The 17882-nt window shown below is 73.8% G+C and carries 15 protein-coding genes; 4 read left to right on the top strand and 11 right to left on the bottom strand.

What is annotated here, in order from left to right; translation table 11 throughout:
- Positions 1–104 precede the first annotated feature (104 nt).
- A complete protein-coding gene (locus ACFV2J_RS08345; RefSeq protein WP_385085381.1) occupies positions 105–782 on the bottom strand; it encodes a uracil-DNA glycosylase in 678 nt (225 codons plus the stop codon).
- Between the two features lie 228 nt (positions 783–1010).
- Between ACFV2J_RS08345 and ACFV2J_RS08340 the strand changes: the two genes are divergently transcribed.
- A complete protein-coding gene (locus ACFV2J_RS08340; protein ID WP_385085383.1) occupies positions 1011–1934 on the top strand; it encodes a sirohydrochlorin chelatase in 924 nt (307 codons plus the stop codon).
- Between the two features lie 147 nt (positions 1935–2081).
- Here the strand turns inward: ACFV2J_RS08340 and ACFV2J_RS08335 are convergent, their stop codons facing one another.
- The 6 genes from ACFV2J_RS08335 to ACFV2J_RS08310 all read right to left on the bottom strand — a co-directional run bounded on the left by ACFV2J_RS08335 (position 2082) and on the right by ACFV2J_RS08310 (position 9089).
- The gene (locus ACFV2J_RS08335) at positions 2082–3128 is read right to left on the bottom strand and encodes a lactonase family protein (protein WP_385097715.1); all 1047 of its coding nucleotides are present in this window, start codon (positions 3126–3128) and stop codon (positions 2082–2084) included.
- Between the two features lie 62 nt (positions 3129–3190).
- Positions 3191–4300 carry a nitric oxide synthase oxygenase gene (locus tag ACFV2J_RS08330; RefSeq protein WP_385097717.1) on the bottom strand — a complete coding sequence of 370 codons (1110 nt, stop codon included), beginning with the start codon at positions 4298–4300 and terminating at the stop codon, positions 3191–3193.
- A gap of 961 nt (positions 4301–5261) precedes the next feature.
- Positions 5262–6761, bottom strand: coding sequence for an FUSC family protein (locus ACFV2J_RS08325; protein ID WP_385094465.1), 1500 nt, complete (start codon positions 6759–6761; stop codon positions 5262–5264).
- A gap of 200 nt (positions 6762–6961) precedes the next feature.
- Positions 6962–7885, bottom strand: a complete 924-nt coding sequence (locus ACFV2J_RS08320) for a carbamate kinase (protein ID WP_385094463.1) — start codon at positions 7883–7885, stop codon at positions 6962–6964.
- A gap of 50 nt (positions 7886–7935) precedes the next feature.
- Positions 7936–8376 (bottom strand): pyridoxamine 5'-phosphate oxidase family protein, encoded by a 441-nt coding sequence (locus tag ACFV2J_RS08315; RefSeq protein ID WP_385094460.1) that lies wholly within the window; start codon positions 8374–8376, stop codon positions 7936–7938.
- Entirely contained in the window at positions 8376–9089 is a 714-nt protein-coding gene (locus tag ACFV2J_RS08310; protein ID WP_385094457.1) for a helix-turn-helix domain-containing protein, read from the bottom strand. The genes ACFV2J_RS08315 and ACFV2J_RS08310 overlap by 1 nt, the downstream gene beginning before the upstream one ends.
- 513 nt (positions 9090–9602) lie before the next feature.
- On the opposite strand from ACFV2J_RS08310, the gene ACFV2J_RS08305 reads away from it, so the two are divergent.
- Together ACFV2J_RS08305 and ACFV2J_RS08300 are read left to right on the top strand one after the other, a co-directional pair.
- Positions 9603–10067, top strand: coding sequence for a cyclic nucleotide-binding domain-containing protein (locus ACFV2J_RS08305; RefSeq protein WP_385094454.1), 465 nt, complete (start codon positions 9603–9605; stop codon positions 10065–10067).
- A 146-nt stretch (positions 10068–10213) separates the two neighbouring features.
- Positions 10214–10915: a response regulator gene (locus tag ACFV2J_RS08300; protein WP_385094451.1), complete on the top strand. Its 702-nt coding sequence runs from the start codon at positions 10214–10216 to the stop codon at positions 10913–10915.
- A 168-nt stretch (positions 10916–11083) separates the two neighbouring features.
- On the opposite strand, the gene ACFV2J_RS08295 is transcribed toward ACFV2J_RS08300, so the two are convergent.
- Positions 11084–12844: a GAF domain-containing protein gene (locus tag ACFV2J_RS08295; protein ID WP_385437766.1), complete on the bottom strand. Its 1761-nt coding sequence runs from the start codon at positions 12842–12844 to the stop codon at positions 11084–11086.
- Positions 12845–13187: 343 nt separating this feature from the next.
- Positions 13188–15587: a phosphoketolase gene (locus ACFV2J_RS08290; protein ID WP_385437764.1), complete on the bottom strand. Its 2400-nt coding sequence runs from the start codon at positions 15585–15587 to the stop codon at positions 13188–13190.
- A gap of 47 nt (positions 15588–15634) precedes the next feature.
- On the opposite strand from ACFV2J_RS08290, the gene ppk2 reads away from it, so the two are divergent.
- Positions 15635–16438, top strand: coding sequence for a polyphosphate kinase 2 (ppk2, locus tag ACFV2J_RS08285; protein ID WP_385086748.1), 804 nt, complete (start codon positions 15635–15637; stop codon positions 16436–16438).
- A 5-nt stretch (positions 16439–16443) separates the two neighbouring features.
- On the opposite strand, the gene ACFV2J_RS08280 is transcribed toward ppk2, so the two are convergent.
- Both ACFV2J_RS08280 and ACFV2J_RS08275 read right to left on the bottom strand, forming a co-directional pair.
- Complete coding sequence (locus tag ACFV2J_RS08280) at positions 16444–17337, bottom strand: universal stress protein (RefSeq protein ID WP_385437762.1); 894 nt, start codon at positions 17335–17337, stop codon at positions 16444–16446.
- Positions 17338–17342: 5 nt separating this feature from the next.
- The gene (locus tag ACFV2J_RS08275) at positions 17343–17720 is read right to left on the bottom strand and encodes a hypothetical protein (RefSeq protein ID WP_385086742.1); all 378 of its coding nucleotides are present in this window, start codon (positions 17718–17720) and stop codon (positions 17343–17345) included.
- Between the last annotated feature and the right edge of the window lie 162 nt (positions 17721–17882).

Below are 17882 nucleotides of genomic sequence, written 5' to 3'. Positions count from 1 at the left end.
GATACATTATACCCGGGGGGTGGGGGGGGTTTTTTGTTTTCATTCGCACCTGGCGGAGACCCGCGCGGGGGGGGCCCCCCCCCCCCCCGCAACGGGGCCGCGGCCTACGGCAGTTGCCAGTCCACCGGCTGGGCGCCCTGCCGCAGCAGCAGATCGTTGGCCCGGCTGAACGGCCGCGAACCGAAGAAGCCCCGGTCGGCCGACATCGGAGAGGGGTGCGCGGACTCGATCGCCGGAAGATCCCCGAGCAGCGGGCGGAGATTGCGCGCGTCACGGCCCCACAGGATCGACACCAGTGGTTTGCCGCGCGCGGCCAGTGCCCGGATGGCCTGCTCCGTGACCTCCTCCCAGCCCTTGCCCCGGTGCGCGGCGGGCTTGCGCGGGGCCGTCGTCAGCGCCCTGTTGAGGAGCAGCACGCCCTGCCGCGTCCACGGCGTCAGATCGCCGTTCGACGGTCTCGGCAGCCCGAGGTCCGAGTGCATCTCGCGGAAGATGTTCTCCAGACTGCCCGGCAGCGAACGCACCTCGGGCGAGACCGCGAAACTCAGCCCGATCGCCATCCCCGGTGTGGGATAGGGGTCCTGACCCACGATCAGGACCCGCACGTCGTCGAAGGGCTGCTGGAAGGCCCGTAGGACATTCGCCCCGGACGGCAGATACGTCCGGCCCGCCGCTATCTCGGCCCGGAGGAAGTCCCCCATCGCCGTGATGCCTCCGGCCACGGGTTCGAGGGCCTTCGCCCAGCCGGCTTCGACGAGTTCATACAAAGGTCGTGGTGCCACGGTGCGTCACTCTACTGGCACATGCAGGTGCCCTGCATACACAGGGAAGCCCGCCGCAGCGGCGCAGTTGACACGCGCCCCGCCCGTCACGGGACACAGCATCGGCAGGTATGGCATTACTGATCATTTACCATCCACACGTAACTCATCCGACAAAAGCGGACGGATACCGCTCACCTGCACCCTCCCCGAACAGGGGAGCCCAGGAAACCAGTAACATGCGGCGCCATGAGCTCCCCCACTGGGCCCGCGTCCGGCCTGCCAGTACGAATGCCGCGACCCCGCCAGCCCGGGCGGCACCGCCGTCCGGAGCCCCTGGCGGCTCCCGAGGGCGCGCCCGCGCTCGTCCTCGCGGTGCCGGGCACCTCCAGCGCGGCCACGCGCAGCCTCGCCGAGGAGGTCGTGAGCATCGCGCGCTCCGAGCTGCCCGGCCTCGACGCCCGCATCGGGTACCTCGACGGGGACGACGCCGAGTTCCCCACGCTGCAGTCCGTGCTCGCGCGCGCCGCGGAGGAGCGCACCGCCCGCTTCGAGCAGGCGCGTGCCGCCGGCGCCGACGTGTCCGAGCCCGACGGGCCCGTCGCCGTCGTGGTGCCGCTGCTCGCCGGTCCGGACAACGCGCTGCTGCGCCGGATCCGCCAGGCCGTCATGGACAGCCGCGTCGCGGCCGACCTGACCGATGCCCTCGGTCCCCACCCGCTGCTCGCCGAGGCGCTGCACGTGCGCCTGTCCGAGGCGGGTCTGGCGCGCGCCGACCGCGCCCGGCTGTTCACCGTGGCCACCGCCGCCGACGGCATCGTCCTCGCCTCCGTGGGCGGCGAGGAGGCCGTGCAGGCCGCCGGTATCACCGGCATGCTGCTCGCCGCGCGCCTCGCCGTGCCCGTGATGGCTGCGGCGCTCGACGAGGAGGGCGCGATCGCGGCCACCGCCGAGCAGCTGCGCGGCTCCGGCTCCCAGCAGCTCGCGCTCGCGCCGTACCTGATCGGCCCGGAGATCGACCCCGGCCTGCTGGAAGAGGCCGCCAAGGAGGCGGGCTGCTCCGCCGCCGAGGCGCTCGGCCCGTACCCGGCGATCGGCAAGCTCGCGCTGGCCAAGTACACGGCGGCACTGGGCATCGCCCCCCAGCAGCCGCAGGGCGCGCCGGTCCGCTGACCGGACCCGTACCGTCGTACGCACCGCGAAGGGCCCGCTCCTGATCCCAGGAACGGGCCCTTCTCCCGTCGTCCCACGGGCAGCCGCCCGCCTCCTCGCATCCTGGCGGGCGGGTCCCCGTGGGCGGCCGGGCGGCCGGTGGCCCGCTCAGCCGAAGACCACGCAGGAAGCCGCCGGTACCGGGACCGAGCCGCCCCGGCGCGGCACTCCCGTGTCCGGGTCGACGGCGAACCAGGTCACGTCCCCCGAGCGCTCGTTGGCGACGTAGAGGAACCGTCCGGAGGCGTCGGCGGCCAGCGCGCGCGGCCAGACGCCGCCACAGGGCACCGTGGCGACCAGCCGCAGCCCCTCGCCCACCGCGTCGGGCGTCAGGACGGAGACGACGTCCTGGCCCCGCGTGGCGGTCCACACGAAGCGGCCGTCGGGCGACACCACGATGCCCGAGGGGTACGCGTCGCCGTCCGGGACACCCGGGAGCACCGGCGTCTCGCCGACGGGCCGCAGCGAGCCCTCCTGGGCGTTCCAGCGGCACACGGTGACGGTCGGCGCGAGCTCATTGAGCACATACGCGTGTTCGCCCCCGGGATGGAAGGCGAGGTGGCGGGGGCCGGAGCCGGGGCGCAGCGCGACCTCGCGGTGCAGCGCGAGCCGGCCGCCCTCCAGTGTGCACACCCGCACGGAGTCCGTCCCGAGGTCGACGCTCACCGCCCAGCGCCCGCTCGGGTCGGACTGCACCTGATGGGCGTGCGGGTCCTTCTGGCGCGGGGTGTGCGGTCCGGAACCGGTGTGCTGGAGCACGCTCGTGGCGGCGCCGGCCAGTGTGCCGTCGGCGCGGACGGGCACGGCGGTGACGCTGCCGGAGCCGTAGTTGGCGGTGAGGACGTGCCCGGCGAAGACGCTGAGGTGCGTGGGGCCGCTGCCGCCGACCGGCACCAGGGGTCCGGCCGGCTCCGGCTTGTCGCCGCCGACGCGGTACGCGGCCACCGCGCCCTCGGCCGTCTCGCTGACCGCGTAGAGCATGTCGTGCACGGGCGACAGCGCGAGGTACGAGGGGTCGGGCACCCCGTCCACCGTGCTGAGGAGGGTCAGCGCACCGCTGTCGCGGTCCACGGCGGCGGTGAGGACTCCTGGACCCCCCGCCGCCGTGAACGAGCCGATGAACGCCCGGTGTTCCCGCCTGCCGCCGTCTGCCACTGCCGACCCCTCTCGGTCCCCGCGTTGCTCGGGGCCGACGGTAGCAGTCGGCGGCCTGCGGTCTAGACCAGGACCTCCCCACCTCCGCCGGCCGCCCGGTCGTGCGCCTCGGGGTGGTGCACGTACGCGGGTCGCTGCTCCAGCGTTTCGTAGGTGCGGTGGAAGACGGGTGTGGCGCTGCCGGAGATGGGCGGCACGATCCACGACCAGTCGGCGCCGACGCGGCGGCCCTTGCGCTCCTCACGGCCGAGGTGGGTGAGGAAGTGCCGGGACTCGGTGTGGTGGTCGGTGACGGTGACGCCCGCGCGGTCGAACGAGTACAGGACCGAGCGGTTGAGTTCGACGAGCGTCCGGTCCTTCCACAGGGAGCGGTCGGTGCGGGTGTCGAGGCCGAGGCGTTCGGCGAGGAACGGCAGGAGGTCGTAGCGGTCGGTGTCGGCGAGGTTGCGGGCGCCTATCTCGGTGCCCATGTACCAGCCGTTGAAGGGGGCCGCCGGGTAGCAGATGCCGCCGATCTCCAGACACATGTTGGCCAGCGCGGGCACGGCGTGCCAGCGCAGTCCGAGTGAGCGCCACCAGGGGTGCTCGGGGTGTTCCAGCCGCACTTCGAGCACCGCGTCGTCCGGCAGCGCGAACCAGCCGGGCTTCTCCTCACCGGCGCCCTGGACCACCAGGGGCAGGACGTCGAAGGGGGTGCCCGGGCCGCCTGGCCAGCCCAGCCGCCGGGCGAGCGCGGTGAGGCCGGCGTTGCGCGGGTCGCCGGTCACGCCCCCGTCGGGGCGCGGGTGACCGGCGTACCGGATGAGCTGTTCGTTCCAGATCCGCGGGCCGGGACGGCCCGGCTCGTCCGGCGCGAAGACCGTGATGAGCGCTCGGATGCGGCCGTCGCGGGTGGCCTCCCGCAGGTGGTCCGCCGAGGCGGCGGCGACGTCCTGCGCCGTCCGCGCCTCCCTGCGGTCACGGACCCGCAGCGAGTGCCAGTAGAGGCGCCCGATGCACCGGTTGGCGTTACGCCAGGCGACGCGGGCACCGAAGACGAGTTCCTCGGTGGTGTGGCGGTACGTGCCCGTCTCCGCGATCTCCGCCCGGGCGGCGGCGATGCGCCGGGACGGGTCGCCGAGACGCTGCTCCGTGTGATGGAGGGTGAGGAACTCGGCGGCGGCGCGGAGCAGTTCGTACGCCGTCCGGCGCGGACCCCGGTGGGTCCGTCCCGTCGCGCCTGGTGTCCCGGTGCCGGTCCACGGCACGGTTCGGTCCGGGCGGGGTGCCTGCACCGGGCAGGAGCGTGCCTCGTCCGTCCGGCCTCCGGCGGACGAGCGGCCCTGGAGGTCCGGCACCGACACCGGGACGGAGACCGCGACCGGCACCGCGACCGGGTCCGGGATGGGCACCGGGTCCGCGGCGGGCGACGGGACAGCCTGGTCCGGGTGGGTACGGGACTCCGTGCCGGCCCGCGCGCGCGGCGCACGGGGCTCCGCACGCTCCGTCCGGTGACCGCCCGGAAGCTGGTCCCCGGGGCCGTCCAGGAGCCGGTCCCGGCGGCTGCCGGAGAACTGGTTCGGGCAGCCGCCCGAGGGCTGGCCCCGGCGGGCGTCCACGTGCTGGTCCCGGCGGGCGTCCCCTTCGCGGCCTCCACGGGCGTCCCCGTACTGGTCGTGGCGGCCGCCCCGGGGCTGGTCCCCCCGACCGTCCCCATGCCGGTCCTGGCGGCCGTCGGGAAGCCCGTCCCGATGGTCGCCGGACCGGCCGTCGGACCTCTGCTCGGCCTTCTCGGCCTTCTCAGCCCTCTCGGCCTTCTCGGCCTTCTCGTCGGGCTTCTCGTCGGGCTCGTCGTCGTCCCGCCTGCGCCGGACCAGGAGCCGGTCCAGCCATCCACCCGGCCCGCCCGCCCACGGCCTGCTCCCCTCGTCCGCGAAGCGCTCACCGTGTCCGGTTCCGCGCGACATGTCCCGCATGGTGCCACCCCCAGCGGCTCCGTCCGCGGGCCGCTCCCGTACGGTCCACGGCTCCCGTGCGTCTGATAGCCGCCGGGCTACCCCGCCCGCCCGGTGATCCACCATCCGTGTGGCCCGTACATCCGCCTCACCCGCGGACCGCATCGGCCCCCGGCTCATGCCGGACGCACATGCGAGGTCAGGCGCCCATGAGCCGGGAGCCGCGCAGCGGTGTCGCCAGCGCGACCAGCGCACGTTCCAGGCCGTGCAGATGGGCGAGCGCCTGCTCGGCGCCCGGGTGCCGGCCCGGCACCCCCGGGCCCGCCGTCAGGGCACCCTCCGGCACCGCTCCGACCAGCGATTCCACCGCTGCCTCCACGCGTCGGCAGGCGGCCGTCAGACGGGCGTCGTGGGAGGCGTCCGGGTCCGCGGCGACGGCCACGAGACCGTGCGCCTCACGGGCGCAGTCGTCGAGCAGCGCCAGTACCTGACGGGCCCGTTCCTTGCGCGTCCGCATCGGGTTGAGGGGATGGACCAGGGGCGCGAGAGCCATCCGTACGCGCCCCAAGAGTGCTTCGAGCTCCCCCGCACGGGGTGCGGGGTCCGCGGTCTCGTCGCCCGCGAGCCGCGCCGCCGCCGCCGCGGTGCAGCCGTGCACGGCGTGCAGGGCCCGCTCGACCCAGCGGTCGGTGACCGTGTGGGTGGTGAGGGGCAGGACCAGCGCGACGGCGAGTGCCGCGCCGAGCGCGCCGACACCGGTCTCCGCGAGCCGCAGCAGGATCAGCCCCGGGTCCAGCACACCGAGCAGGCCGTAGAGCAACTCGGCCATCAGCGTCACCGCGAGCATCATCCAGGTGTACGAGACGGCGGCCGCGTAGAAGATCCCGAAGACGCACACCGCCACGAGAACGGCACTGGGGACCGGCGCGCCGTGCAGGGGCACCGCGACGCCGAGGCCCAGGGCCATGCCCAGGACCGTACCGAGGACCCGTCGGAAGCCGCGTACCAGCGTCTCGCCGCGCGAGGCGGTGTTCACGAAGATCCACCAGGTGGCGCCCACGGCCCAGTACCAGCGGTCCTCGGACAGCCACTGGCCCACCACCAGCGCGAAGGAGGCGCCGACGGTCGCCTGGAACGCCTGGCGGGTGGTCGGTCTGGCCCAGCCCCTCCCGTGCGGTGCGGGGGGCGCCGCACCGGGCGGCAGCCGCTTCTCGAAGCACCACAGGCCGAAGCGCACCACGGAGGACGCCAGCAGGGAGAGCAGCACCGCGCCGTACAGGCCGGGCAACTGCGGGGGAACGGCGTGCAGGAACTGCGTCATGAAGAAGGTCATGAACGCGAACACGCCCAGGGAGTGACCCCGTGGTCCCCAGCGCCGCGCGTACACGCCGGCGCCGACGACCGCCAGGAACGCCAGGTCCCGCGCGACCGGGTGGTCGTGCAGCCCGGCCGCGAGGGCGAGGACGGGGAAGCCCACGGCGGGGAGCAGGGCCGTGGTGACGGCCTGCCCCCGCACGGTCGCGTCGGTCACCGTGAAGAGGGCGAGCAGCGCGGCGAGGCCGCCGGCCACGGCCCCCACGAGCCCCCGGCCCGCGAGGCCGCACAGGGCCAGCGCCAGACCGATGCCGAGGACGGCCCGGGAGGCGTTGCGCAGCCTCAGCCGCCCCGGATCCGGCGCCATGAACACCCTCTTGAGCACTGCCCCGCCCTCTCACCACCGCCCGGCCGAACCGGCATGAAAAAGGCGCCGCGGAATTCCGCAGCGCCGTCGATGGGGACATCACACCATCCACGGCCCACTTGGCTCAACACGGGTCGAATCCGGTGGACCATTGGCCCACTCAGGTCGGCAGGCGCTGTGCCACCGATGGACCAACGGACCACCCGGTGGACGAGGGGTCACCCGACGGGCAGGTCCGGCCGCACGAGCGTGCCCGACCTGCCGTGGACGATCTCGTACGCCGCGTCCAGGGCGCCGATCGCGGCGGGTCCGCCGGTGCGCTCGACGAAACGCGCGGCGGCCTCGGCCTTGGGTCCCATCGAGCCCTCGGTGAAGCCGCCCCGGCGCAGCTCGGCGGGCGTGGCGCCGGGGAGGGGCCGCTGTCCGGGGGTGCGGTAGCCGGCGTAGACGCAGGGCACGTCGGTGAGGATGAGCAGGAAGTCGGCCGCGAGGTCCTCGGCCAGCAGCGCCGCCGTCAGGTCCTTGTCGACGACGGCCTCCACGCCGGTCAGCGCGCCGGTGTCGTGGTCGGCGGTGACGGGGACGCCTCCGCCGCCGGCGCAGATGACGAGAGTGCCGCCGCTCAGCAGCTCGTGAACGGTGTCGGTCTCCCAGACCCGCTCGGGCTCCGGGGAGGGCACGACGCGCCGCCGGCCCGTGCCGGCCGCGGCGAAGTGCCAGCCGCGCCCGGCCGCGAGGGACTCCGCCACGTCCCGTGGATAGACCTGGCCGACGGGCTTCGTGGGGTGGTCGAAGGCCGGGTCGTCCGCCCGTACGAGGGTGTGGGTGACCAGTGCGACGATCCGGCGGCCGGGCAGGGCGTCGTGCAGGCTGCGGGCCAGCAGGGAACCGATCATGCCCTGGGTCTGGGCACCGAGGAGGTCCACCGGATAGGGGGCGCTCAGGGCGGGGTCGGCCGCGCTCTCGCCGGCGAGCAGGCCGAGCTGTGGCCCGTTGCCGTGCGTGATGACGATCTCGTGCTCGTGCGCGAGGGCGGCGAGGGCGGTGGTGACCCGGTCGACGTTGGCTTCCTGAACGGCCGCGTCGGGGCGTTCGCCCCGGTGCAGCAGGGCGTTTCCACCGAGCGCCACGGCGATGCGCATGGGTCGGTCCTTCTCGGGGTCAGGGTCTTCCGGGGGCGGGTAGGCAGTGCTCAGAGGGAGAGGCCGGCTCCGTACGCCGTGCGCCCTCCGACCAGTTCACGACCGGTCACCAGTTCGGGTTCGATGCGGATGAAGACGTCCCGGGGCGAGGCGACCCAGGGGCGGGGGCCGGTGCGGGACAGCCGGCCGTGCTCGGCGGGGTCGGTCACCACCGTCGCGCGGCCGGTGACGACGACGCTCCAGCCGGAGTGCGCACGGGCGTCGACCTCGTCCGCCTCGAAGGCCACGATCACGCCGTCGACCGAACGGGCCAGATCCGAGTCCGCCGCGGTCCGCAGCAGTACGGCGGAGTCGGCGTCCAGGCAGAAGGTGAGCGGCAGCACCGCGGGCAGGGCGTGCCGTGTGTGCACGATACGGCCGACGGGAGCCCTGACCAGCAGGACGAGACACTCCTGCCGGTCCAGTTCGCGGAAGCCGTCGTCGGGATTCATCACCGGTCGACTTCGATCCGGCGTCCGGTGATGTCCGCGGTGTCGATGGACAGCCACACCAGACCCTCGCCGCCCACCCAGGGAGCGCTGTACGCGAGCTCCTCCAGGCGCCGGACGGCCGCGGGGTCCGTCACGGTACGGGCCCGGCCGCGTACGAGCACGCTCCAGCCCTGGCTGAGCGCCTCGTCGATGTGGTCGACCTCGAAGGCGACCCGGGCCCCGTCGGCAGCGGCGGTCGTCGACCCGGGCGCCGTCCTGCAGACCACCGCTCCGTCCACGACGCTGTAGTTCAGCGGGCCGATGTACGGGCCGCTGGGCGTGTCCACTGCCAGCCTCCCGACACCGTGCGTCGACAGCCGCGCCCGGCACTCCTCGGGGTCGAGCACCAGCGGTCGGGGGTGGCGGGCGGCCCGGCCGACGCCGGGCGGCCGGTCGGCGCCACCGCCGCGCAGGGCCGCCACGCTCGTCTCCAGGACGTCGGCGAGCCGGATGAGCACACCGACGCCGGGTGTGGCGGTGGGCTGCTCCTCGATGTACTTGATGTAGCCGGGAGCCGTGCCGGCCCGCGCGGCGGTCTCCTCCCTGGTCAGGCCCAGTTCCTCACGTCGTCGGGCGATACGGCGCCCGATGTCGCCCCGCGCGCTGTCCTGCGCGCCGTCCTGCGCGCCGTCCACTGCCGGGGACACCGTGTTCGGCGGGATCTGTTGGGACATGGCCTTCACTTCTTCCTGTCGGGAGGCCCAGGTCGTCGTCCGGCCGGAGGGCCCGGGTCGCCTCCTGTCCCGTCTCCTGTCCCGGGGCTCCGATCGTCGCGACCCTGCGGAAGCGGTCGTACGGCACGGTCGTGCGGAGCGGTCGAACGGCACGGTGGTGCGGAGCTGCCGTGCGGACCGGCCCGTGCGGAGCGACCGTGCGGACCGGTCGTGCGGAGAGGCCGTACGGACCGGCTGTGCGGACCGGTCGTACGGACCGGCCTCGTCCGTCCAGCGTGGCCGTGGCGGACGCGAATCCGCTTGGGCCGGTCGGGCCCCTTCGCCGGACCGGACGGGGCAGGACGGCCACCCGCGGTCCGGGGCCCCCGAGGAGCGGGCCGCGCCGGCCGTCCCGGCCGATGCCACCCGGCCCGGCCCCCGGGGCCGGATGGCCCCTGGCATCGGCCGCGGGACGGCGAGAGCCTGGAGACGGCTCGACCGCGCGGCAGGAAGAGACCAGGGAGAGACACGGACATGAACGCTTCCCCCACCTACACCAGGCTGCGGGCACTGCCCGCCGAACACCGCGAGCACCTGATGCGTCTCGCGCGTGAGGTGTCGTTCCCGCAGGGAACCCGTCTGTTCGAGGAAGGCCGGCGCGCCGACCGGTTCTGGATCATCCGGACCGGCACGGTCACGCTCGACCTGCGCGTACCGGGCCGTCGCGCGGCCGTCATCGAGACCCTCGGGCACAACGAACTCATCGGCTGGTCCTGGCTCTTCCAGCCCCACATCTGGCATCTCGGCGCCGAGACGACCAGCCCTGTGCGCGCGTTCGAGTTCGACGCCGAGCAGGTACGGGCCATGTGCCAGGACGACCCGGTGCTGGGAATGGCGGTGGCCGAGTGGGTGGGGGACACCGTCGCGCGGCGACTGCGGTCCGCCAGGACACGGCTGCTGGACCTGTACGCGCCCTACGGCAGCGGCCCGATCGGCTGACGCCGCCGCCCCTCGTCGGCCGCGACGCGTGAGGTGAGCCGGTCGGCCCTGGTGCACCCGGGTCCGCCGGGCGATGATCGTGGAGGTCCACCCGGGAGCGATCCGCAGTGCCCCCGGGAAACGGGAACGAGGAGCAGGGGGTCGTCATGGCCGAGCCGCGTGCCTTCACGGAACAGAACCCGATCCGGGTCTTTCTGCTGGACGACCACGAGGTCGTACGCCGTGGCCTGACCGATCTCCTGGACGCCGAGCCGGACATCTCGGTGGTCGGCGACGCGGGCAGCGTCGAACACGCGCTGGCGCGCGGCCCGGCGCTGCGTCCGGACGTGGCGGTGCTCGACGTACGCCTGCCGGACGGCGACGGGATCGGTGTCTGCCGCGAGCTGCGCAGCCGGATGCCCGGGCTGGCCTGTCTGATGCTGACGTCCTTCGACGACGAGGAGGCGCTGCTCGACGCGATCATGGCCGGGGCCGCGGGTTACGTGCTCAAGCAGATCAAGGGCTCCGACCTGGTCTCGGCGGTACGCACGGTCGCCTCCGGCCAGTCGATGCTGGATCCCACCACGACCGCCCGGCTGATGCGGTCGCTGCGCGCCGATCCGGCCGGGGAGCCGGCCGTCGCTCCCGAGCTCGCCGGCCTCTCGCCCCGTGAGCGGGACATCCTCGCGCTCATCGGGGACGGGCTCACCAACCGGGAGATCGGCAAGAAGCTGTACCTGTCGGAGAAGACGGTGAAGAACCACATCTCGCGGCTGCTCGCGAAACTCGGTGTCCAGCGGCGCGTCCAGGCGGCGGTCCTGGCCAGCCACCTGGAGAATCCGGACGCCCCGGGCCGCTCGGCACGCTGACGCCGTACCCCCGTGACCCCGTACCCCCGTGACCCGGCGTCCCGCGTCCCGTCGGAGGCACGGGGAACTCCCCACGGGTCGGCCTCGCCCACCCGGCACCACCGCCGGCACCGCACCACCGCCGGCACGCCTGCACCGCAGCACCGCCGGCACTGCCGGCCCACCCCGTCAGACTCCCCCCGGCCCCTCCCCCGTCGACGAGTCGGCCCGTGCCACCGGCACCCGCCACACCAGCCGCGTACCGCCGTCTTCCGGCCCCTCACCGAGGGTCAGGGATCCGCCCAGGGCGACGGCCCGCTCCTCCAGGTTCCGCAGCCCGCTGCGCACGGCCCCGCGGGGCACCCCGCGGCCGTCGTCGGTCACCGTCAGCGTCAACTCGCCCCCGTCGCACCGGAGCCGCACGTCCACGGCCCGGGCCCCGGCGTGCCGGGCCGCGTTGCTCAGCGCCTCCCCGAGCACCGCGACGGCGTGATCGGCGATCTCCCCGGGGACGTCGGTCTCCACGAGCCCCTCGATCCGCAGCGCGGGCGGGAAACCGAACGAGCCGGCCGACGCCGTCACCGCCTGCGAGACCCGGCCGCGCAGCCCGCCGTCCTCCCCGGTACCCGCGCCGTGCGCGCGCAGACCGAAGATCGTCGATCGAATGATCTTGATGGTGTCGTCGAGGTCGTCGACGGTCCGCGTCACGCGTTCCCTCCCCTCGGGATGTTCCATGAAGCGCTGTGCGCTCTGGAGGGTCATCCCCGCCGCGAAGAGCCGCTGGATGGCCAGGTCGTGAAGGTCGCGGGCGATGCGGTCACGGTCCTGGAGCAGCGCGATCTGTTCCGCGTCCCGGCGGCGTTCGGCCAGTTCCAGGGCCAGGGCCGCCTGGTCGGCGAACCCGAGCAGCGGACCGGTGTCGGCGTCACCGAACGGCACCCCGCCCGGCTCCCGCCCCAGCAGCAGCACTCCGCGCGCCTTCCCGCTGGTCCCCAGCGGCACCGCCACCACGGGCCCGAGCCCGGCCCACGGGGCCTCGCCCGCACCGGACCGGGCGTCGTGCGCGATGTCGGTACTGACCACCGGCTCGGCCGTGGCCAGCGCGGCTCCCACGAGGCCATCCCGGGAGGACAGCACCAGGCCGCCCCGCTCGCGCGCGCCGAGGCCGACCGCCAGTGCCGGGCGCAGCGCCTCCTCGCCCGGCACCAGCTCCGCGATCATCCCCATGTCCGCGCAGACGATCTTCCGTGCCTCGTCGATGATCAGTTCCAGCACCTCCTCGCCGGGCGCGCCGGTCAGCAGGACGCTGGTGACCTTGCCGCTGGCCCGCTGCCACCGCTCGCGCAGGCGCGTCTCCTCGTACAGCCGCGCGTTCTCGATGGCGACCCCGGCCGCGACCGCGAGTGTCGACAGGACCGACTCGTCCTCGGCGTCGAACTGCGTGCCGCTGCGTTTCTCGGTGAGGTAGAGGTTCCCGAACACCTCGTCGCGCACCCTGATCGGCACTCCGAGGAACGAGTGCATCGGCGGGTGGTGGGCCGGGAATCCGTACGACTCCGGGTGCCGCGAGAGCTCCGGCAGTCGCAGCGGCACCGGGTGGCGGATCAGCTCACCGAGGAGCCCGTGACCGCTGGGCAGCGCCCCGATCCGCGCGCGCCGGTCCTCGTCGATCCCGACGGTCAGGAACTCGGACAGCTTCCGGTCCCCGCCGATCACGCCGAGCGCCCCGTACTCGGCGTCCACGAGCACCACCGCGGCCTCCACGATGCTGCGCAGCACCTGCGGCAGATCCAGCTCCCGCCCGACCGAGAGAACGGCCTCCAGCAGGCTGTGCAGGCGGTCCCTGGTGCCGCGCACCGCGTCGATACGCACCTGCAGTTCGCCCAGCAGCTCATCGAGCCGCAGCCGGGGCAGGTGCTGCCCGGACCCCTGGCTCCCGTCCGCGTTCATCGCTTCCTCCGACCGACAGGGCAGACAAGGCAGCTCGGACCAGCTCTCGTGTCTTCACGGTACTGGCCGGGAGCCCCGGTCTCATCACCAGGACCTCGGAGGGGTCCCTCGCCCCGCCGGGGTGTGCCGCCGGCCGTCGTGCCGTACGTCGGCCGCGGGTGTGCCCCCCCGGCGTCGGGGGCTTCCGGCGCGGGCGGTGGCCCCCCCCGCCCCCCCCCCCCCACGTCGAAGGGCCGTTGCCCCCGAGGACGGGGCTCGCGCGGGAGCGACCCGCCGGTGTCGGGGGCGGCGGCCGCCGTACCGCGCGGCGCACGGGGTACGGCGGCGCCCCTCGGGCCGGCCGTCAGCCGGTCCAGGTCCAGTCGGCGACCTCGGGCAGGTCGGTGCCGTGTTCGCGGATCCAGGCGTGGTGGCGGGTGCGGACGTCGGCCATCCGCTGGCGCACGGCGGCGGCGCGCACACCGAGGCCGGGAACCCGGTCGATGACGTCCATGACGAGTCGGTAGCGGTCCAGGTCGTTGCGGACGACCATGTCGAAGGGGGTCGTCGTGGTGCCCATCTCCTTGTAGCCGCGCACGTGCAGGTGGGGGTGGCCGGTGCGCCGGTAGGCGAGGCGGTGGATGAGCCAGGGGTACCCGTGGTAGGCGAAGATCACCGGCTTGTCGGTGGTGAACAGTCCGTCGTACTCACGGTCGCTCATCCCGTGCGGGTGGTCCTCGCGCGGCATCAGCCGGGTCATGTCGACGACGTTGACGACGCGTACGGCCAGTTCGGGCAGATGGCGCCGGACGAGGTCGGCGGCGGCCAGGATCTCCTGGGTGGGCACGTCGCCCGCGCAGGCGAGGACGACGTCGGGTTCGCGGTCGGCGCCGGCCGAGCCGGCCCACTCCCAGATCCCGGCGCCGCGGGCGCAGTGGGCGCGGGCCTGGTCCATGGAGAGCCAGTCGAAACACGGCTGCTTGCCCGCGACCACGACATTGACGTAGTCGCGGCTGCGCAGCACGTGATCGGCCACCGACAGCAGGGTGTTGGCGTCCGGCGGCAGGTAGACCCGTACGACCTCCGGACTCTTGCTGAGGACGTGGTCGACGAAGCCGGGGTCCTGGTGGGAGAAGCCGTTGTGGTCCTGGCGCCAGACGTGCGAGGTGAGCAGGTAGTTCAGGGATGCGATCGGCGCCCGCCACGTCAACTCCCGTGACGTCCTGAGCCACTTGATGTGCTGGTTGACCATCGAGTCGACGACGTGGACGAAGGCCTCGTAGCAGGAGAAGAGTCCGTGCCTGCCGGTGAGGAGATAGCCCTCCAGCCAGCCCTGGCAGAGGTGTTCGGAGAGGATCTCCATGACCCGGCCGTGCCGGTCCAGGTGTTCGTCCACCTGGAGGGTCTGGGCCTGCCAGGCCTTGCCGCTGGCGCCGTAGACGGCCTCCAGCCGGTTGGAGGCCGTCTCGTCGGGGCCCACCAGCCGGAAGTCGCGGCGGTGCGCGCTGTCCTTCATGACCTGTTCGAGGAGGCCGCCGAGGACCCGGGTGGGCTCGTGCACGGTCGCGCCGGGCTTGTCGACGGGGACGGCGAAGCGGTCCAGGGAGGGGACCGGCAGGTCGCGGACGAGCAGACCGCCGTTGGCGTGGGGGGTGGCGCCCAGCCGGCGCGCTCCCTCCGGGACACAGGTGAGGACCTCGGCGACGGGGCGGCCCTCGGCGTCGAAGAGCTCCTCGGGGCGGTAGGAGCGCAGCCAGCACTCCAACTGGCGCAGGTGTTCCGGGTTTTCCCGCACCTCGGCGAGCGGGACCTGGTGAGCGCGCCACGTTCCCGCGACGGGCAGGCCGTCGACCTCCGCGGGTCCGGTCCACCCCTTGGGCGTGCGGAGCACGATCATGGGCCAGTGCACGCGCTCGGTCACGCCGTCCTCGCGGGCGGTGCGCTGCATCAGCGCGATGCGGTCCAGGGCCCGGTCGAAGGCGTCGGCCATGGCCCGGTGCACCTGGTGCGGGTCGTCACTGGTGACGTGGATGGGGTCGTGGCCGTAGCCGCGCAGCAGCTCGTCGAGTTCGGGCTCGGGGATGCGGGCCAGCACGGTCGGGTTGGCGATCTTGTAGCCGTTGAGGTGCAGGATGGGCAGGACGGCCCCGTCGTGGACCGGGTCGAGGAACTTGTTGGAGTGCCAGGACGCGGCCAGCGGGCCGGTCTCCGCCTCGCCGTCCCCGATGACGCAGGCGACCAGCAGGTCCGGGTTGTCGAAGGCGGCGCCGTAGGCGTGTGCGAGGGAGTAGCCGAGCTCGCCGCCCTCGTGGATCGAGCCAGGTGTCTCGGGTGCGACGTGGCTGGGCACGCCTCCGGGGAAGGAGAACTGCCGGAACAGCCGCTCCATGCCGGCCGCGTCCCGCGACACGTCCGGGTAGGTCTCGCTGTAGGAGCCCTCCAGCCAGGAGTTGGCGAGCACGGCGGGCCCTCCGTGACCGGGTCCCCAGACGCACAGCGCGTCCAGGCCGCGGGCCCTGATCACCCGGTTGAGGTGGGTGTGGACGAGGTTCAGTCCGGGCGAGGTGCCCCAGTGGCCCAGTAGCCGCGGCTTGATGTGGTCGGGGCTCAGGGGCTCGGTCAGCAGCGGGTTGGCCAGCAGGTAGATCTGGCCCACGGCAAGGTAGTTGGCGGCCCGCCAGTGGGCGTCCAGGGTGCGCAGTTCCTCGTCGCTCAGTACGGTGGCGTCCTGTTGTTCGACCTTGGACGGTTGGACCTTGGGCATGGTGACTCCGAAGTCATCGGGGCAGGTCAGCGGGCAGAGGAGAAGGCATGGCCGGCAAAAGGACGGCGACGGTTCCGGGGACGGTGTACGAGCGGGAACTGCTGCGGCTCCAGACGGAGCTGGTGAAGCTCCAGGAGTGGGTGCGCGCCGAGGGCGCCCGGCTCGTGGTGGTCTTCGAGGGACGTGACGCGGCGGGCAAGGGCGGCACGATCAAAAGGGTCTCGGAGCACCTCAACCCGCGGGTCGCACGGACCGTGGCGCTGCCCAGACCCACCGAGCGCGAGCGCACCCAGTGGTATTTCCAGCGGTACGTCGAGCATCTGCCGGCCGCCGGGGAGATCGTCCTGTTCGACCGGAGCTGGTACAACCGGGCCGGTGTCGAGCACGTCATGGGTTTCTGCACCAAGGAGGAGTACCAACTCTTCCTGCGTCAATGCCCCCTCTTCGAGCGGATGCTCGTGGAGGAGGGGATCGTGCTGCGCAAGTACTGGTTCTCGGTGAGCGACGCGGTGCAGCAGGACCGGTTCCGGCGCCGGCTGAAGGATCCGACGCGGCGCTGGAAGCTCTCTCCGATGGACCTGGAGTCGATCACCCGCTGGGAGGCGTACTCCCGGGCCAAGGACGAGATGCTGGTGCACACCGACATCTCGGAGTCGCCCTGGTTCGTGGTCGAGAGCGACGACAAGCGTCGCGCCCGGCTGAACATGATCGCCCATCTGCTCGGCTCGGTGCCCTACCGCGAGGTGCCCCCGCCGGTGCTCGAACTGCCCCCCAGGCCGCCGTCGACCGGTTACGAGCGGCCGCCGCGCGATCTCCAGACGTACGTTCCCGACCACGCGGCGAGCCTCTGAGCCGGTCACGGCGTTCCCGCCCGGTCGGGGACGACGGCGACCGGGCAGTCGGACCGGTGCAGGACGGCGTGCGCGACCCGGCCGACCGGCAGCCCGACGTGCGCATGCCCATGGAGCCGCTCGGCACCGACGACCAGCAGGTCCGCCTCGGCCGAGGCGGCCAGCAGCACGCCGCGGGCCGGCCCCTCGGTGGCCCGCAGACGGAGTTCGACCGACGGATGCTCCGCCGCCGGTCCGCCGAGCGCCGACTCCAGGATCTCCACCGCCTGCCGCTCGTGCAGCCGGGCGGGTTCCCCCTCGACGGGCGGCTGGTCCGTCGGCTCCCGGCCGGGCCAGCGCCAGGCCCGTACCGCGTCGAGGGCGGCTCCGCGGGCCTGCGCCTCCTGGAGGGCGAAGCGCGCGGTGGCGGAACTGTGCGGGCCGTCGCCGACCCCGAGGACGATCCGCCGGTGCTCCCCGGCCGCGACCGGGCTTTCGTGGCCGCCGCGCAGCACGACCACGGGGCAGTCGGCACGGGCGGCCACCGCGAGGCTCACCGAGCCGAGCAGCATCTCGATCAGGCCGTTGCGTCCGCGCGAGCCGATGACCAGCGCGCAGGCACGGTGTCCTTCGTGCAGCAGGACACTCACCGCGTCGTCGGGCAGGACCTCGGCGGACACCCGCACGCCGGGCCGCCGGTCACGGACGCGCCGGATGGCCGCGTCGACGACGTTCTCGGCCAGCACCTGCTCCGAGGGCCGGTCCGCTCCGGCGGCGGACACTCCCTCGTAGCGTTCCCACAGTGAGGCGTTCACCAGGCGCAGCGGGGCACCGCGCAGCGCCGCCTCGTCCGCCGCCCAGTCCACGGCGCGCAGGCTCGGTTCGGAGCCGTCGACGCCCACGACGAGGGGAAGCTCCAAGATCCTCACCTTCCCGTGCCGGGATCGCGGACGATCCCGGCCTTGGCCCGGCGGCGCGGCACCTCGTCGGTGGACTGGTCGGCGGGCTCGTCGGCGGACGTGGGCGGACGGGGCCCGTGGACGGCCCGGATCCGGCCCGTGACCCGCGGCCGAGAGACCTCGGCGAGGCCCCGCCTCGTGTCCGGGCCGGTGCCCGTCACCGGGGTGGCGTCGCGGACCGTGCCGTGGACCGGGGCCCGGATCGTGCCGTACGCCGGCACGGCCACCCTCACGAGTTTCCCGCCGTGCCGCAACCCGGGGTGGGAGACCGCGAACGCGGCCCCGTCCACCATGGTGGTGATTCCCTCCACCATCTTGGTGATTCCCTCCTCGCGCGAGATCACCCCGCCGGACGGCCTCCATTCGCCCCACCCCCGTGTCCCCCGTGACCGGTCCCGGCCGGCCCTTTCCCCTCGCGGAGCCGGACGGGTGACCCGCCGGACACGGACCTGCCCGGGGGCGCGGGAACGGGCCGCATGTCGACGACCTGACACTTATCGAACGTT

Origin of the sequence: Streptomyces sp. NPDC059668 (assembly GCF_042734135.1) — a bacterium.
Taxonomy (GTDB): domain Bacteria; phylum Actinomycetota; class Actinomycetes; order Streptomycetales; family Streptomycetaceae; genus Streptomyces.
This window is presented reverse-complemented; position numbering and strand designations above follow the sequence as displayed.

Bases quoted from the DNA above. Each gene is read 5' to 3' on its own strand.
- ACFV2J_RS08320 (WP_385094463.1), bottom strand. From the start codon at position 7,885: ATGCGCATCGCCGTGGCGCTCGGTGGAAACGCCCTGCTGCACCGGGGC.
- ACFV2J_RS08290 (WP_385437764.1), bottom strand. From the start codon at position 15,587: ATGCCCAAGGTCCAACCGTCCAAGGTCGAACAACAGGACGCCACCGTA.
- ACFV2J_RS08300 (WP_385094451.1), top strand. From the start codon at position 10,214: ATGGCCGAGCCGCGTGCCTTCACGGAACAGAACCCGATCCGGGTCTTT.
- ppk2 (WP_385086748.1), top strand. From the start codon at position 15,635: ATGGCCGGCAAAAGGACGGCGACGGTTCCGGGGACGGTGTACGAGCGG.
- ACFV2J_RS08295 (WP_385437766.1), bottom strand. From the start codon at position 12,844: ATGAACGCGGACGGGAGCCAGGGGTCCGGGCAGCACCTGCCCCGGCTG.
- ACFV2J_RS08340 (WP_385085383.1), top strand. From the start codon at position 1,011: ATGAGCTCCCCCACTGGGCCCGCGTCCGGCCTGCCAGTACGAATGCCG.
- ACFV2J_RS08310 (WP_385094457.1), bottom strand. From the start codon at position 9,089: ATGTCCCAACAGATCCCGCCGAACACGGTGTCCCCGGCAGTGGACGGC.
- ACFV2J_RS08305 (WP_385094454.1), top strand. From the start codon at position 9,603: ATGAACGCTTCCCCCACCTACACCAGGCTGCGGGCACTGCCCGCCGAA.
- ACFV2J_RS08315 (WP_385094460.1), bottom strand. From the start codon at position 8,376: ATGAATCCCGACGACGGCTTCCGCGAACTGGACCGGCAGGAGTGTCTC.